The organism is Variovorax sp. PDC80 (assembly GCF_900115375.1).
GTDB lineage: Bacteria > Pseudomonadota > Gammaproteobacteria > Burkholderiales > Burkholderiaceae_C > Variovorax.
On sequence record NZ_FOWG01000007.1, the window covers coordinates 129,254 to 144,351 of the forward strand.

Consider the following 15,098-nt stretch of genomic DNA (forward strand, 5'->3'; position numbering starts at 1 on the left):
AAGGCGTTGGATGGCGGAAGTCTTATTGGGACCGGACCGCCCACGCGGCGCTGTCGGGATGATCGGCCAGCGCGTGTAGGCCGATGCGACCGGCCGGGTGCCGTTAAGGCCGGATGCAGTCGAGCAACACGCGGAACGCCGGCTCGATGTTCGCCTCCTCCACGCAGGCGTAACCCAGCAGCAGGCCGCGCCGCCCGTCGCCGCGCCTGTAGTAGCGCGACAGCGGCCGCGAGAGCACGCCGCGCGCCTGCGCCGCTTCCATGATCGCCACGTCGTCGCGGTCCTCGGGCAGCCGCAGCACCAGGTGCAGCCCGGCATTGCTGGCCTGCGGATGCAGGTGGTCGGGGCCCAGGTGCTCGGCGATCAGCCCGGCCAGCAGCGCGCGCCGGCGCGCATAGAGCACGCGCATGCGGCGGATGTGGGCGGCGTAGTGGCCCTGGCCGATGAGCTCGGCCAGCGCCACCTGCGTGATGGCGTGGCCCTCGCGGTAAAGGTCGGCATGGGCGGTGCGGAAGTGCGCGGCCAGCGCGCGCGGCAGCACCATGTAGCCCACGCGCAGGCCCGGAAACAGGGTCTTGCTGAAGGTGCCGATGTAGATCACCGGGCTGTCGTCCTCGAGCCCCTGCATCGAGGGAATGGGCCGGCCCGCGAAGCGGAACTCGCTGTCGTAGTCGTCCTCCACGATCCAGCTGCCCGACTGGCGCGCGAAGTCGAGCAGCTCGCGCCGGCGCGCCAGGCTCATCACCGAACCCAGCGGGTATTGGTGCGAGGGCGTCACGAAGATCAGCCGCGGCGCGCTGCCGCCGCGCGGCCAGCCGGCCCCGGGTCCGTCGCCCTCGGCCTCCACGCGCAGCGGCCGCACGCGCCAGGCGCCCATCTGCAGCAGCTTGTGGAAGCCCCAGTAGCCGGGCTCCTCGACCCACACCGTGTCGCTGGGGTCGGCCAGCATGCGCAGCGACAGGTCGATGGCCTGGTGCACGCCCTCGGTGATCAGCACCTGGTCGGCGTCGCAGCGCACCGCGCGCGCCACGCGCAGGTGCTCGGCCACCGCCTCGCGCAACGCGGGGTGACCGCCCCCGTGCGAATAGGTCAGCAGCTCGGGCGCGGGATCGCGCCACAGGCGCGCGACGATGCGGCCGAAGGCGCGGTGCGGGAACTGGGTCACGTCGGGCACGCCGGGCATGAAGGCGCCCCACTGGCGCGCCGCGGCCGAGGCATCGTCGACCAGCGCCTGGGCGCGCCGGGCCAGCCGCACCGGCGCGGCGCGGGCCGGCGCGGCAGCCGCGCCGCGGCCGGTGGCGAGCTGGCTCTCGGGCGTGGTCTCGGCCACGAAGGTGCCGCTGCCCACGCGCGAATGCACGTAGCCCTCGGCGCGCAGCTGCTCGTAGGCATGCAGCACGGTGTTGCGCGACATGCCGGTCTCGCGCGCCAGGTCGCGCGAGGCCGGCAGCGCACTCGAGGGCGGCAGGCTGCCGTCGAGGATGGCGCCGCGCAGGCAGTCGTAGAGCTGGCGGTTGAGCGCGGCGCCGGCCGCGGGAGCGATGCGCTGCAGCACCAGGTCGGCGCAGATGGATTTCATGGCTTTTTGGATTGGCTCCATCCTGATTGCGGGAAGTGGATCTTTTTGATGGAGCCAATTGCGCATTCAATCAGAACTTCCGATCGACCTCCAGCCTTTCCCGGACGCCTTCAGCCATGACCACCAACTCCGAACTCCAGACCCGCCGCCTCGCGGCCACGCCGCGCGGCGTGGGCGTGATGTGCGGCTTCTATGCCCAGCGCGCCGAGAACGCGACGCTGTGGGACATCGAAGGCCGCGAATACATCGACTTCGCCGCCGGCATCGCGGTGCTCAACACCGGCCACCGCCATCCGCGCCTGGTGGCCGCGATCCAGGAGCAGCTCGGGCGCTTCACGCATACCGCCTACCAGATCGTTCCCTACGAGAGCGTGGTGACGCTGGCCGAGCGCCTCAACGCGCTGGTGCCGATCTCCGGGCCGGTGAAGACGGCCTTCTTCACCACCGGCGCCGAGGCGCTCGAGAACGCGGTGAAGATCGCGCGCGCCCACACCGGCCGCGCCGGCGTGATCGCCTTCGGCGGCGGCTTCCATGGCCGCACGCTGATGGCGCTGGCCATGACCGGCAAGGTCGCCCCCTACAAGACCGGCTTCGGCCCGTTCCCGGCCGACGTGTTCCACGTGCCGTTCCCGAGCGCGCTGCAGGGCGTGAGCGCCGACGATTCGCTGGCCGCGATCGAGAAGCTGTTCAAGGCCGACATCGACCCGAAGCGCGTGGCCGCGATCGTGATCGAGCCGGTGCAGGGCGAGGGCGGCTTCAACGTCGCGCCCACCGCGCTGCTGCAGGGCCTGCGCCGCCTCTGCGACGCGCACGGCATCGTGCTGATCGCCGACGAGGTGCAGACCGGCTTCGCGCGCACCGGCCGGCTGTTCTCGATGCAGCACCACGGCGTCGAGCCCGACCTGATCACCATGGCCAAGAGCCTCGCGGGCGGCATGCCGCTGTCGGCCGTGGCCGGCCGCGCCGCCATCATGGATGCGCCGGCGCCCGGCGGCCTCGGCGGCACCTACGCGGGCAATCCGCTGGCGGTGGCCTCGGCGCATGCGGTGCTCGACGTGATCGCCGACGAGAAGCTTTGCGAACGCGCCGCCGCGCTGGGCGAGCGCCTGGTCGGCCGGCTGCTGAAGATCAAGGAATCGAACCCCGCGCTGGCCGAAGTGCGCGCGCAGGGCTCGATGGTCGCGGTGGAGCTGCGCGATGCGGCCACGGGCGCGCCCGACGCCGAGGCCGTGGCGCGCGTGCAGGCCAAGGCGCTCGCGCAGGGCCTGGTGCTGCTGAGCTGCGGCATGTACGGCAACGTGATCCGCTTCCTCTACCCGCTGACCATTCCCGACGCGCAGTTCGAACGCGCGCTGGCCATCGTCGAGGAGGCGTTCTCGGCATGAGCACCGCCTCCTCCCTGGGCCTGCAGCGCCCCGACCTGCTGCGCGGCGCCGGCCTGATCGACGGCCAATGGGTCGCGGCCGACGACGGTGCCACCTTCGCCGTGAACGACCCCGCCACCGGCCGGCACCTGGCCGACGTGCCGCGGATGGGCCGCGCCGAGACCGAGCGCGCCATCGCCAGCGCCGCGGCCGCGCTGCCTGCCTGGCGCGCGCGCACCGCGCCCGAGCGCGCGCGCGTGCTGCGCCGCTGGGCCGAGCTGATGCTCGCGCACCAGGACGACCTGGGCCGGCTGATGACGCTCGAGCAGGGCAAGCCGCTGGCCGAGGCGCGCGGCGAGATCGCCTATGCGGCCTCGTTCATCGAATGGTTCGCCGAGGAGGCCAAGCGCGTGGACGGCGAGGTGCTGCAGCCGCAGCGCGCCGGCCAGCGCATCGTGGTGCTCAAGCAGCCGATCGGCGTGTGCGCCGCGATCACGCCGTGGAACTTCCCGGCCGCGATGATCACGCGCAAGGTCGGCCCCGCGCTGGCCGCGGGCTGCACCATCGTCGTGAAGCCGGCCGAACTCACGCCGCTGAGCGCCTTCGCGCTGGGCGTGCTGGGGCTCGAGGCCGGCCTGCCGCCCGGCGTGCTGCAGATCGTGGCCGGCAACGCGCCCGAGATCGGCGCCGCGCTGTGCGAGAGCCCGACCGTGCGCAAGCTCAGCTTCACCGGCTCGACCGGCGTGGGCCGCGTGCTCGCGCAGCAGTGCGCGCCGACCATCAAGAAGCTCTCGCTCGAGCTCGGCGGCAACGCGCCGCTGATCGTGTTCGACGACGCCGACCTCGATCGCGCCATCGAGGGCATCGTGGCCTCCAAGTTCCGCAACGCGGGCCAGACCTGTGTCTGCGCCAACCGCATCTACGTGCAGGCCGGCATCTACGACGCCGTGGCCGCGCGGCTGGTGGCCGCGGTCGAGGCGATGCGCGTGGGCAATGGCCTCGAGGCCGGTATCACGCAGGGCCCGCTGATCGACGGCCGCGCGGTCGCCAAGGTGCGCCAGCACATCGACGACGCGCTCACGCAGGGAGCGCAGCTGCGCACCGGCGGCAAGCCGCATGCGCTGGGCGGCAGCTTCTTCGAGCCCACCGTGCTGACCGGCGTGACGCAGGCCATGCGCGTGGCGCGCGAGGAGACCTTCGGGCCGCTGGCGCCGCTGTTCCGTTTCGAGACCGAGGAGGAGGTCATCGCGATGGCCAACGATTCGGAGTTCGGCCTCGCGGCCTACCTGTTCACCGAGGATCGCCGCCGCCTCTGGCGCGTGGGCGAGCAGCTCGAGACCGGCATGGTCGGCATCAACACCGGCCTGATCTCGAACGAGGTCGCGCCCTTCGGCGGCGTGAAGCAGTCGGGCCTGGGCCGCGAGGGTTCGCGGCACGGGATCGAGGACTACCTCGAGCTCAAGTACCTCTGCCTGCAGGACTGAGCATGGCGGCGCGGCGGCCTCTCACGAGGCCTTCGCGGCCGCCGACACGCCCCACAGCCGGGGCTTGCCTTCCCACACCGAGAAGCCGCTCAGGCGCTTGCGCACGCCCCAGGCGTCGATGCCGTTGAACAGCATGATCATCGGCACCTGCTGGATCATCAGCGCATGGATCTGGTCGAACAGCGCCTGGCGCTTCTTCGGGTCCGATTCGGCGAAGCTCTCGTCGAGCAGCTTGAGCGCCTGCGGGTCTTCCCAGACCTTGCGCGACTGCTTGTCCTTCGGGCCCGAGAACTGCTCGTAGCTCAGCGCCGGGTCGAGCCGCGACGAATAGGTGAACGAGCTCATCTGGTAGTTGCCGCTGTTGTAGCGGTCGAGCTGCGTGGCCCATTCGAGCACCTCGATCTGCGCGTTGATGCCCACCGACTGCATCATGGCCTGCGCCAGCACCGCCACCGTGTAGCTCGGCACATGGGCACGCTTGTTGGTCTGGATGACGATCTTCTCGTTCTTGTAGCCGGCCTCGCGCAGCAGCTTCGCGGCCAGTGCCGGGTCGTAGTGGTAGCCCTTCTTCTGCACCGGGCCGTAGAAGGCCGAGGTCTTGTGGATGGCGGCGTTGTTGACCGTGCCCAGGCCCTCGGAGGCGGCCGCCACGATCTGCTCCATGTCGAGCGAGGCCGCGATGGCCTGGCGCAGCTTCTGGTTCTTGAGCAGCGGATCGCGGGTCTGGATCAGCAGCGTGTTCTTGGTGGCCTCGGTCGGCGCCTGCACGACGAGGTTGCGGTCGGTCTTGAGCTCCTGCGCGTCGCTCGAGGTGATCTGGGCCGCGTCGATGGCGCCCGACTTCAGGCCGGCCGCGGCCGTGGCCGCGTCGGGCACGACCAGGAAGCGCACCGTGTCGACCAGCGGCGCCTTCAGGCCCACGTAGCCGTCGACCTTGGTCGCGCCCGGCGGCGAGGTGTAGCCCTTGAAGGCCGTGACCGTGACGTACTCGCCGCGCTTCCATTCGCCGAACTTGAAGGGGCCGGTGCCCACGGGCTTGTCCCAGCTGCCGTCGGGCTTGACCGAGCTCCTGTGCAGGATCGCCGTCATGCCGCAGTCGGAGCGCGCCAGCGAATCGAGGAACACGGCCGAGGGCCGGTTGATCTTCATCGTGAAGGTGGCGTCGTCGGGCGTCGCGGTCTCGACCACCTTGAGGCCGTTGCGGCCGTCGTACTCGCTGAGGCAGCGCCAGTCGGTCTTCGGGTCCATGTAGCGCTTCCAGCTCCAGGCCACGTCGGCCGAGGTCAGCGGCGCGTCGTTGTGGAACTTCACGCCCTTGCGCAACTTGAAGGTGTAGGTCAGGCCGTCGGGCGACACCTCGACCGACTGCGCGAGCAGCGGGCCGACGCTGCCGTCCTGCCGGTAGCCGACCAGGCCCTCGACCATGTTGAGCACGATGCCGTCGGTGGTGTTGTCGCGGTTCACGCCCGGGTTGGTGGAACGGATGTCGGCCGGCTGGGCGACCGTCACCGTGGTCTGGGCCAGCGCGGCGCCGCAGGCGAGGCCGGCGCCGGCGAGGGCCGCGAGTCGGAAGAAGGGACGGGACATGGAGGACTCCTGCGAAAAAAAGAACTTCAGGCGAGGGCGCTCTCGGCGCCGAAGCGCCAGCGCAGCCGCACGCCGCCAGCCTCGGTGGGCTCGAGCGCCGGGATGGCGGACAGCAGCCGGCGCGTGTAGTCCTGCCGCGGCGTGTCGAACACGGTGTCGCGCGTGCCCTGCTCGACGATGCGGCCGTCCTGCATCACGACCACGCGGTCGGCCACCTGCTCGACCACGCCGAGGTCGTGGCTGATGAACAGGCACGAGAAGCCGTGGCGCTTCTGCAGTTCGGCGAACAGCTCGAGCACCTGGGCGCGCACGGTGACGTCGAGCGCCGACACCGGCTCGTCGGCGATCACGAAGGCGGGCCGGCGCACCAGTGCGCGCGCGATCGCAACGCGCTGGCGCTGCCCGCCCGAGAGCTGGTGCGCATAGCGCGGCGCGTAGGCGGTGCCGAGGCCGACCTCGTCGAGCACCTCGGCCACGCGCTTCGCCTTGTCGGCCGTCGACATGCCCGGCACCAGCCGCAGCCCTTCGCCGACCAGCTGGCCGATGGTCATGCGCGGATCGAGCGAGGCGTAGGGGTCCTGGAACACCATCTGGCACTGCAGCCGGTAGTCGGCCCAGCCGGGGTCGGAGCGCGCGATCGAGCGGCCGCGGAACAGGATCTCGCCGCCGCCGGGCTTGAGCAGTCCGGCGATGGCGCGGCCCAGCGTGGTCTTGCCCGAGCCCGAGCCGCCGACCACCGCGACCACCTCGCGCGGACGCACCACGAGGTCGATGCCGTGCAGCGCGCGCTTCGGCGCGGTCTTGGCGAACAGCCGGCGCCGGCCGGGGTAGTCGATGACGAGGTTGCGCACCTCGACCACCGGCGGCTCGTCGGCCACCGCGCGCGCGGGCAGCCGGCGCGGCATGGCCTGCAGCAGCTCGCGCGTGTAGGGGTGCTTGGGCTGCTCGAGCAGGTCCTCGGTGCGGCCGGTTTCCTTCACCTCGCCATGCCGCATCACGACCATGCGCTGCGTGAAGCGCGCCACCATCGGCAGGTCGTGGCTGATCATCAGCACGGCGGTGCGGTGCTCGCGCGTGAGGCCCACCATCAGCTCGAGCACGTCGCGCTGCACCACCGCGTCGAGCGCGGTGGTCGGTTCGTCGGCGATCAAGAGGGCGGGCTCCAGCAGCATCACCGAGGCCAGCATCATGCGCTGGCGCATGCCGCCCGAGAACTCGTGCGGCCAGGCCGAGAGCGCGCCCTGCGGATCGCGGATGCCGACGCGCGCGAGCATGTCGAGGACGCGCGTGCGCCGCGCGGTGGGCGACAGTTCGCGGCGGTGCAGCGCGAGCGCTTCCTCGAGCTGGCGGCCGATGGTCATCGACGGATTGAGCGAGGTCATCGGCTCCTGGAACACCATGCCCACGCGCGCGCCGCGCAGCTCGCGCAGCCGCGCCGGCCTGGCGAGCGCGAGGTCCTCGCCCTCGAACAGGATGCGGCCCGCGGTGCGCACCAGCGGCGGCGGCGTGAGGCCCATCAGCGCGCGCGCGGCCTGCGTCTTGCCGCTGCCCGATTCGCCGACGATGCCGACCATCTCGCCGGGCGCGATGTCGAAGCTCACGTCGCGCACGATCTCGCGGCCGCCGGGGCCGACGGCGAGCGTGAGGCCTTCGACGCTGACCAGCGGGGCGGTGGTAGGAGTGGAAGTCATTGCACGCCCTTCATGCGCGGATCGAGCCAGTCGCGCACCGCGTCGCCCAGCAGGTTGATGCCCAGCAGCGTCAGCGCGATGCACAGGCCCGGAAGAATCGAGAGGTGGCTGGCCTGCGCCATGAAAGGCCGCGCCGAGGCGAGCATGTTGCCCCAGGTCGGCGCCGGCGGCGGCACGCCGAGGCCAAGGAAGGAGAGCGCGCTCTCGGCCAGGATCACCCAGCCGAACATAGAGGTGGCCAGCACCGTGAGCGGCGCCGTGCAGTTGGGCAGCACGTGGCGCACCATGGTGTAGAGCTCGGAGTTGCCGAGCACGCGCGAGGATTCGATGAACTCCTTCTCGCGCAGCGACAGCACCGTGCCGCGCACGATGCGCGTCACCGAGGGCGTATAGGCCAGCCCGAGCGCGAGCACGATGCCGTACTGGTTGGCGCCCACCACCGCGAGCAGGCCCAGCGCCAGCAGCAGGCCGGGGAAGGCCAGCAGCGCGTTGTTGAAGGCCATCACGATGCGGTCGGTCCAGCCGCGCAGGAAGCCCGTGAGCACGCCCACGATGCTGCCCACCACGATCGAGAAGCCCACCGTGAGCACTGCTATCCAGACGCTGGTGGCGGCGCCGGCCATCAGGCGCGAGAGCTCGTCGCGGCCGAACTCGTCGGTGCCCAGCAGGTAGCGTGCGCCGGGCAGCTTGAGCCGCGAGCCGAAGTTGATGCGCAGCGGATCGTGCGGCGTCCACACGAGGCTGACGAGCGCCGCGGCCACGATGAGGCCGACGATGACGATGCCGACCAGGGCGTTGAGGGGTATGCGTTTGTTGCGGGTCATCTTCGTGCTCATTCGACGGCGACGCGGGGGTCGAACAAGGGATAGCAGAGGTCGATCACGAGGTTGACCACCACGTAGATCACCGCCACGAACAGCAGGCAGCCCTGGATCACCGGGTAGTCGCGCGCGAAGATCGCGTCGACCAGCAGCCGGCCCAGGCCCGGGATGGTGAACACGGTTTCCACCACCGCGATGCCGCCGAGCAGGTTGCCCAGCACCAGGCCGATCAGGGTCCAGGTCGGGCCGAAGGCGTTCTTGAAGGCATGGCGCATCAGCACCGCGCGCTCCGACAGGCCCTTGGCGCGCGCATGCGTGATGTAGTCCAGGCGCAGCACCTCGAGCGTGCTGGCGCGCGCCATGCGCATGAGCACGCCGATCTCGTGCAGGAACAGCGTGAGGATCGGCAGCACCAGGTACAGCAGGCCGTTCTTCCAGTCCTCGGCGATGCCCACGTAGCCCACCACCGGCAGCCAGCCCAGCTTGAGGCCGAACAGCAGCAGCAACAGCAGGCCGAGCCAGAAGGTCGGGATCGACACCAGCAAGGTGGCCGAGCCGACCAGCAGCAGGTCGGGCGCGCGGTTCTGCTTCCACGCGGCGACCATGCCGGCCGGCACCGCCACCAGCGCGGCCAGCGCCACCGCCACCAGCACGATGCGGCCGCTGATCAGGAAGCGTTCGGCCACCAGCGAGAGCACGTCCTGCCCGCTGTTGATCGAGGTGCCGAGGTCGCCCTGCAGCACATGGCCGAACCAGATGCCGAACTGCGCCGGCAGCGAGCGGTCGAGGCCGAGCCGCGCGCGCAGGTCGGCCAGGCTCGCGGGCGTGGCGAGGTCGCCGAGCAGCAGCTGCGCGGGGTCGCCGGGAATCAGCCGGATCAGGACGAACACCGACACCGCCACGATCAGCAGGGTGGGAACGGCCATCGCGATGCGGGCCGCTGCGAAACGGAACATGGGCCTTCTTCCTCGTGGTGGGTGGGGTCAGGCCGGCGACGGCGCGGCGCGCAGTTCTTGCAGGGCCTTGGCGAAGAAGTCCTGCACATGGCCCACGCAGGCCAGCCCGTTGTGCGGCACGTTGTCGAGCAGCTCGAAGGCCACCTTCACGCCGGCCGCCTCGAAGGAGCGGCGCAGCGTCTCGAGCCGCTCGGGCCGCGTGCGGCCGGCATCGTTGGCGCCCGGCATGAAGAACTTGCCGCCGGGCTTGTGCGTGATCTCCCAGGTCTCGATGTCGGCCTTGCCCGCGATCATGTGCACCGGCAGGCGGCGCAGCGCCTCGAGGTTCATGGGCTTGCCGAAGCGGGTCTCGAAGTCCTTCGTGCCGACCCACCAGCCCTGCTCGGGATCGATCAGCGTGACCGAGCCCGGCGCGCCGATCGACACGGCCCACAGGCGCTCGGGGTGCAGCATCGCGAAGCGGTTGACGAACTGCCCGCCGCCCGAATAGCCGAACAGCGCGAAGCGGCCGAAGTCGCAGCCGAACTTTTCGCCCACCTCGGCCACCATGTCGAGCAGCACCTGGTCGTAGCGGATGTCGGCCTCGATCAGGTGCTTGAAGCCGTCGCGGTTGCCGTCGCCGCGCACGCCGGCCGGGAACAGCGGGCACAGCACGATGCAGTCGTTCCACTTCGCGAAGCCGCTGAAGGCCTCGCGGTAGTTGACGAAGGCGCGGCCGGTGCCGTGCACCACCACCACCAGCTGCATCGGCCGCGTGCCGGGCTGGCCCACGTGCTCGGGCACGTAGGTGCAGTAGGAGAAGCGCGGGTCGCTGCGCGCGGCGTAGATGGTGCTCGGGCCCAGGTCGTAGAGGGTGCGGGCGCGCCGCTCGGCGAGGGCGGCGGGGGCTTCGGTGGTGTCGGTCATGGGGGAAGGCAGGAGGAAGGGGAAGGGACTACAGCGTGTATTCGCGGAAGTGGCGTGCCTCGTAGGGCTTGCGCGCCACCCACATCACGCGGTTGGCCGCGTCCATCAGCGTGGTGGCCACGGTGGCCGAGATGCTGCTGAAGTCCGCGGGCTTGGGCGTGCGCAGCACGCCATCGGGCTTGCCGAACTCGTCGGCCAGCGCGGCCTTGACGTCGCTCCAGTCGATGCGGCCCTCGACGCGGCGCAGCGCGTTCTCCACGCGGTGCTGGCGGTAGATGCTGTCGGGGCGCTGCGGCAGGCCGGGGTCGCGCAGCTTCATGGTGGCCGCGGGCGACATCCAGTGGTTGGCATGCACCAGCAGGTCGTTCTCGGGCAGGGTCCAGAAGATCTCGCCGGGCGAGGTCTCGAGGCTGATGCCCGAGCCGTCGTTGCCGCTGGCCTGCGCGAGGATCATGTTGTTGGCGCAGTAGCGCTTCGAGGCCCAAATGGTCTTCATCGCCTGCGCGAGATTTGTTGCTTCGAGCACGCGGCGGCGCAGCAGCACCAGCGGCACGCCCGGGCCCTTGCGGAAGTCCTCGTCGCAGGTCAGCGAATTGCCGGTCAGCGACACGCCCTGGCTGTTGAAGCCGTGGCGCGCGAGCGCGCCGGCCTCGGTGAAGCTCAGCATGTCGGGACCGTTCTCGGCGCGGATGCGCAGCACGATGCCGGTGTCGACGCATTCCTGGCGCCAGTCCCAGTTGTGTGCATGCATAAGGCGGCCGCTGGCCGAGCGCGCGGGCAGCACCACGAGGCCGGTGCAGTCGCCGTCCTCGCTCGATGCGGCGTCGATGGTCGGTGCGGTGGCCTGCTTCATGTCGGCATAGCCGAACAGCATCTCGGTGCGGCAGTTGATCATCACCACGTCCTCGAGCGCGACGCCCGCGCCTTCGGCGATGCCGCGCATCTCCTCGAGGTAGCTCGCGTCGTAGGCTGCGATCACCGGCAGCATCGACTGCGCGAGCTGGCGGATGGTGGCGTCGTCCAGGCCCCGGCGGCCCAGCTGCGCGCGGTAGAGCGCGATGCCGCCGGCCACGCGCTCGGGCACCGCGCGGCCGTGCTGCACGCCGCGCGCATGCGGCGTGCCGGAAACATCGACGAGGGGAAAGTATTCAGGGGTGGTCATGGCGTTGGTTTGTCATCGGCCTGCCGCGCGAAGGCGGTAATGAACGGCGCGGCGGTGGCGATGGCCCGCATTGTTTGGTAGGCACAGGAAAAAATAAATTTAAAAATCGTTTAGAGTTAATAAGGGATTTGTTTATCGTCTCGCTCCCATGAGCACCATCCGTTTCCTGCGCACCTTCGTCGCCGCGGCCCGCGGCGGCTCGTTCGCGGCCGCGGCCGACCAGGTCGCGCTGACGCAGGCGGCCGTGGGCCAGCAGATGCGCGCGCTCGAGGCCGAGATGAAGAAGTCGCTGTTCGACAAGACCGGCCGCACCATGGCGCTGAGCCCGGCCGGGCACCTGCTGCTGCCGCGCGCCGAGGAGCTGCTCGCGCAGTACGAGTCGATGCGTCGCGACCTGCAGGACCAGCGCCAGATCGCCGGCACCATCAAGCTCGGCTCGCTGATCTCCGCGATGGGGCTGCTGTCGAGCACGCTCGCGGTGTTGAAGTCGCTGCATCCGAACCTCGAGGTGGAGCTGCGCGTGCGCGAGCAGACGCAGCTGATGCAGGACGTGATCAGCGGCGAGCTCGACGCGGCCGTGGTGGTCGAGCGCCAGTGGCCAGAGGTGCCGGGCCTCCTGTGGACGCCCTGCTACGACGAGGCGCTGACCGTCATCGCCAACGCGGGCATCGCCTCGGCCGAGACGCCGATCGCGAGCCTGTTCGCGAACCATCCCTTCATCCGCTTCGACCGCCGCACGCCGACCGGCGCGCGCATCGACAAGATCCTGCGGCGGCTGCAGTACGTGCCGAAGGAGTTCCTCGAGCTCAATTCGCTGCTGGCCATCGCGGAACTGGTGCGCAAGAACGTGGGCTTCACCATGGCGCCGCTGCTGAAGAACTTCGACTGGGAGAGCGACCCCGCGCTGTGCGTGCTGCACCTGCCGGGCCGGCCCGTGGCGCGGCGGCTCGGCATGCTCGAGAACGGCAAGCGCAGCCATGTGACGGGGGTGGTGCGCGAGGAGATGCTGGCGCATCTGCGGCGCATGAAGCCGGCGGCGGCTGGGCTTTGAGCGGGCGGCGGCGATCGCCGCGGCGTTGAAGGCCTCGGGTCAGGAGGCGGGCTGGCAGAGAAGCGGGGCCTACGAAATCCAGTCCGCCACGGCTTTCCAGCGGCGCACCTGCTGATCGTCGATGTCGATGTTCGGCTTGGCCGTGGCCTGCTTGTCGCAATAGGCGCGGACGATGGCCTCCAGCTTGTCGGATGTCAGGCCCACTATCGCGGCGGCATTGATATTGGCCAGCATTTCCTGGCGGGTGGTGTATGTCGTCGCGCTCAAGGGGTTGAAGCCGGCCCCCTCGTCTGCCAGGGTGCGGCCACCGTTGCGCATCTCGTGCTTCACGCAATCGGCCGGGCTTTGGCGTGCAGCCTCTTCCTTGCGATAGGCTGCCACCTGTCGGGCATGCGAGGCCTGCCATCGTTCCACCTCGACCTGCACCTGGGCCTTGGCATCGGGGTTGCCGCACAGGGTTCGCACCATCTTGATGGCGGAGGGCGTTGCCGAGAGCGTCGCATTGGCACCGATCGCCGCGAACGCGCTCTTGCAATCGGCCGTGTTGAAGAGCTGCCGGTATTCAGCGATCGCGCTGTGGACTTCCGGCGGCGAGCGCTCGAAAGCCATCGCCACGTCGCTCGAGGTCAATCGCATGCCGCCCTGCAGAAAGAGCGAGACCACCCGGGCGTCGCCTTCACGCAGCGATTGATAGAGACGGCCATGGTCCCATTGCACGCCCGAGTTGGAAAGTTCCTTGCGTGGGTCGTCGCTGGTTTCGCGCTTCAAGGTAGCGGTCTTCTCGTTGATGGAGGAGAGGATCGTCGTGGTCTTCTTCTGCTCGTCCAGCATCGATTGAGAAATACCCAATTGCTTCTGTGCGACGGCGATCGCCGTCACGTTCTTGGCGAGGATGCCGCCTTCGTCGGCGCTGGCAAAGGACTTGGCGCTGAAGAAGAGACAACTGAGCGCGAACAGCATCACGACGTGCACCCCGTGCGCCAGAAAGGGATTCGGGCCCGCCCAGATCCAATTGAGTTCCGAATCCTTGTTCGAAAGGCGGTGCCACCAGGGAGCGGGCGCCGATTCCTCGCGACCCCACAGCGAGGCGATCAGGTAGATGGCAACCGCCACCGCGACGATGCCGAGGAGGCCAACGGCAATCCAGCCACCGCGCGGCGTCAGGAGGTCGCCCAGAAATCCCACCGCCGCGCCAGGTAACGCGCCAGTGGCTACCAGTCCGGTCATTCGCTTGACGATCTTCGGGTCTTCTCCTGCCATCGAATCCTCCTGTTTCAAAAATTGTAGGCGAGCGATCCACGCATTCGTCGCGGCCCGGGGTCGCGACGCGCCTTGAACCCAAGGACTTCGTGACCGTGCAAGGCTTGCTGCGACACTTGCTATATGATTCGTATACGTTTCATATAGAAGAAAAACCATGGGCATCGTCAAGATCTCCGACCTCATGCACGAGAACCTGCGCGTCGCAGGCAACGCGCTGAGCCGCTCCATCAACGCGCAGGCCGAGCACTGGATGCGCATCGGCATGTTGGCCGAGCTGCATCCCGACCTCGATCACCGCGAGCTGTGCCAGCTGCTGGTGCGCGCCGAGATGGCCGGCGGGCTCGACCTCGCGATGGCCTGCGCGCCGAGCGAGCCGCATGCGCCGCGGCCATCGGGCCGCGCGGCGGGGCGGACGGCGAAGGTCGTGCAATGAACATGGCCGTGCCCCTGAAGACGCCCGAGCAGATCGCGCTGTCGCGCAAGGCCGGGCACCTGGCGGCCGAGGTGCTGCAGATGATCGGTGCGCACGTGAAGCCCGGCGTCACCACCGAGGAGCTCGACAGCCTCTGCCACGACCACATCGTCAACGTGCAGCGCGCGATCCCGGCCAACGTGGGCTACAAGGGCTTCCCGAAGACCGTGTGCACCTCCGTCAACCACGTGGTCTGCCACGGCATTCCCTCGGCGCAGAAGACGCTGAAGAAGGGCGACATCGTCAACATCGACGTGGCGGTGATCAAGGACGGCTGGTTCGGCGACTGCAGCCGCATGTACTTCGTCGATGAGCCGAGCCCGCTCGCGCGCCGGCTGGTCGAGACCACCTACGAGGCCATGCGCGCCGGCATCCTGGCCGTGCGCCCGGGCGCGACGCTGGGCGACGTGGGCCATGCGATCCAGAGCGTGGCGCACCGCGAGCGTTTCAGCGTGGTGCGCGAGTACTGCGGGCACGGCATCGGGCAGATCTACCACGACGATCCGCAGGTGCTGCACTACGGCCGGCCCGGCGAAGGCCTGCGGCTCGCGCCCGGCATGGTCTTCACCATCGAGCCGATGATCAACGCGGGCCGCCGCGAGACGCGCGAGCTGCCCGACGGCTGGACCGTGGTCACGCGCGACCATTCGCTGTCGGCGCAGTGGGAGCACATGGTCGCGGTGACCGAAGAGGGCTTCGAGGTCCTCACGCCCTGGCCCGAAGGCACGGGCAGCTACCCGCCGATTGCCTGAGCACTGGCCG

13 protein-coding genes are annotated in these 15,098 nt (G+C 69.8%); 5 read left to right on the forward strand and 8 right to left on the reverse strand.

Annotation, left to right across the window (positions count from 1 at the left end):
* Positions 1 to 103: 103 nt before the first annotated feature.
* On the reverse strand, positions 104 to 1,579 hold the full coding sequence (locus tag BM109_RS20775) for a MocR-like pyridoxine biosynthesis transcription factor PdxR (RefSeq protein WP_093346479.1): 1,476 nt from the start codon (positions 1,577 to 1,579) through the stop codon (positions 104 to 106).
* Positions 1,580 to 1,695: 116 nt separating this feature from the next.
* On the opposite strand from BM109_RS20775, the gene BM109_RS20780 reads away from it, so the two are divergent.
* Together BM109_RS20780 and BM109_RS20785 are read left to right on the forward strand one after the other, a co-directional pair.
* Positions 1,696 to 2,964 (forward strand): 4-aminobutyrate--2-oxoglutarate transaminase, encoded by a 1,269-nt coding sequence (locus BM109_RS20780; RefSeq protein WP_093346482.1) that lies wholly within the window; start codon positions 1,696 to 1,698, stop codon positions 2,962 to 2,964.
* A complete protein-coding gene (locus tag BM109_RS20785) occupies positions 2,961 to 4,427 on the forward strand; it encodes an NAD-dependent succinate-semialdehyde dehydrogenase (protein ID WP_093346484.1) in 1,467 nt (488 codons plus the stop codon). The genes BM109_RS20780 and BM109_RS20785 overlap by 4 nt, the downstream gene beginning before the upstream one ends.
* A 21-nt stretch (positions 4,428 to 4,448) precedes the next feature.
* Here BM109_RS20785 and BM109_RS20790 read toward each other — a convergent pair whose 3' ends face one another.
* From BM109_RS20790 to BM109_RS20815, 6 genes are read right to left on the reverse strand one after another with little or no spacing between them, the layout of a single operon-like run.
* The gene (locus tag BM109_RS20790; protein WP_093346487.1) at positions 4,449 to 6,014 is read right to left on the reverse strand and encodes an ABC transporter substrate-binding protein; all 1,566 of its coding nucleotides are present in this window, start codon (positions 6,012 to 6,014) and stop codon (positions 4,449 to 4,451) included.
* A gap of 26 nt (positions 6,015 to 6,040) precedes the next feature.
* Complete coding sequence (locus tag BM109_RS20795; protein ID WP_093346489.1) at positions 6,041 to 7,705, reverse strand: ABC transporter ATP-binding protein; 1,665 nt, start codon at positions 7,703 to 7,705, stop codon at positions 6,041 to 6,043.
* The gene (locus BM109_RS20800) at positions 7,702 to 8,529 is read right to left on the reverse strand and encodes an ABC transporter permease (protein WP_093347252.1); all 828 of its coding nucleotides are present in this window, start codon (positions 8,527 to 8,529) and stop codon (positions 7,702 to 7,704) included. Before BM109_RS20800 ends, BM109_RS20795 begins: the two co-directional genes overlap by 4 nt.
* 8 nt (positions 8,530 to 8,537) lie before the next feature.
* Positions 8,538 to 9,482 carry an ABC transporter permease gene (locus tag BM109_RS20805; protein ID WP_093346492.1) on the reverse strand — a complete coding sequence of 315 codons (945 nt, stop codon included), beginning with the start codon at positions 9,480 to 9,482 and terminating at the stop codon, positions 8,538 to 8,540.
* A gap of 27 nt (positions 9,483 to 9,509) precedes the next feature.
* Positions 9,510 to 10,388, reverse strand: coding sequence for an alpha/beta hydrolase family protein (locus BM109_RS20810; RefSeq protein WP_093346495.1), 879 nt, complete (start codon positions 10,386 to 10,388; stop codon positions 9,510 to 9,512).
* Between the two features lie 28 nt (positions 10,389 to 10,416).
* Positions 10,417 to 11,550, reverse strand: coding sequence for a C45 family autoproteolytic acyltransferase/hydrolase (locus tag BM109_RS20815; RefSeq protein WP_093346497.1), 1,134 nt, complete (start codon positions 11,548 to 11,550; stop codon positions 10,417 to 10,419).
* A gap of 148 nt (positions 11,551 to 11,698) precedes the next feature.
* On the opposite strand from BM109_RS20815, the gene BM109_RS20820 reads away from it, so the two are divergent.
* Positions 11,699 to 12,601 (forward strand): LysR substrate-binding domain-containing protein, encoded by a 903-nt coding sequence (locus BM109_RS20820; RefSeq protein ID WP_093346500.1) that lies wholly within the window; start codon positions 11,699 to 11,701, stop codon positions 12,599 to 12,601.
* A 69-nt stretch (positions 12,602 to 12,670) separates the two neighbouring features.
* Here BM109_RS20820 and BM109_RS20825 read toward each other — a convergent pair whose 3' ends face one another.
* Complete coding sequence (locus BM109_RS20825) at positions 12,671 to 13,861, reverse strand: hypothetical protein (RefSeq protein WP_143129214.1); 1,191 nt, start codon at positions 13,859 to 13,861, stop codon at positions 12,671 to 12,673.
* A gap of 157 nt (positions 13,862 to 14,018) precedes the next feature.
* On the opposite strand from BM109_RS20825, the gene BM109_RS20830 reads away from it, so the two are divergent.
* Together BM109_RS20830 and map are read left to right on the forward strand one after the other, a co-directional pair.
* Complete coding sequence (locus tag BM109_RS20830; protein ID WP_093346505.1) at positions 14,019 to 14,297, forward strand: ParD-like family protein; 279 nt, start codon at positions 14,019 to 14,021, stop codon at positions 14,295 to 14,297.
* Positions 14,294 to 15,088: a type I methionyl aminopeptidase gene (gene map / locus BM109_RS20835; RefSeq protein ID WP_093346508.1), complete on the forward strand. Its 795-nt coding sequence runs from the start codon at positions 14,294 to 14,296 to the stop codon at positions 15,086 to 15,088. Before BM109_RS20830 ends, map begins: the two co-directional genes overlap by 4 nt.
* Positions 15,089 to 15,098: the final 10 nt, after the last annotated feature.

What these genes read in the sequence shown, in the direction of transcription:
- BM109_RS20775 (WP_093346479.1), bottom strand. Translation starts at nt 1,579, where the DNA reads ATGAAATCCATCTGCGCCGACCTGGTGCTGCAGCGCATCGCTCCCGCG.
- BM109_RS20780 (WP_093346482.1), top strand. Translation starts at nt 1,696, where the DNA reads ATGACCACCAACTCCGAACTCCAGACCCGCCGCCTCGCGGCCACGCCG.
- BM109_RS20785 (WP_093346484.1), top strand. Translation starts at nt 2,961, where the DNA reads ATGAGCACCGCCTCCTCCCTGGGCCTGCAGCGCCCCGACCTGCTGCGC.
- BM109_RS20790 (WP_093346487.1), bottom strand. Translation starts at nt 6,014, where the DNA reads ATGTCCCGTCCCTTCTTCCGACTCGCGGCCCTCGCCGGCGCCGGCCTC.
- BM109_RS20795 (WP_093346489.1), bottom strand. Translation starts at nt 7,705, where the DNA reads ATGACTTCCACTCCTACCACCGCCCCGCTGGTCAGCGTCGAAGGCCTC.
- BM109_RS20800 (WP_093347252.1), bottom strand. Translation starts at nt 8,529, where the DNA reads ATGACCCGCAACAAACGCATACCCCTCAACGCCCTGGTCGGCATCGTC.
- BM109_RS20805 (WP_093346492.1), bottom strand. Translation starts at nt 9,482, where the DNA reads ATGTTCCGTTTCGCAGCGGCCCGCATCGCGATGGCCGTTCCCACCCTG.
- BM109_RS20810 (WP_093346495.1), bottom strand. Translation starts at nt 10,388, where the DNA reads ATGACCGACACCACCGAAGCCCCCGCCGCCCTCGCCGAGCGGCGCGCC.
- BM109_RS20815 (WP_093346497.1), bottom strand. Translation starts at nt 11,550, where the DNA reads ATGACCACCCCTGAATACTTTCCCCTCGTCGATGTTTCCGGCACGCCG.
- BM109_RS20820 (WP_093346500.1), top strand. Translation starts at nt 11,699, where the DNA reads ATGAGCACCATCCGTTTCCTGCGCACCTTCGTCGCCGCGGCCCGCGGC.
- BM109_RS20825 (WP_143129214.1), bottom strand. Translation starts at nt 13,861, where the DNA reads ATGGCAGGAGAAGACCCGAAGATCGTCAAGCGAATGACCGGACTGGTA.
- BM109_RS20830 (WP_093346505.1), top strand. Translation starts at nt 14,019, where the DNA reads ATGGGCATCGTCAAGATCTCCGACCTCATGCACGAGAACCTGCGCGTC.
- map (WP_093346508.1), top strand. Translation starts at nt 14,294, where the DNA reads ATGAACATGGCCGTGCCCCTGAAGACGCCCGAGCAGATCGCGCTGTCG.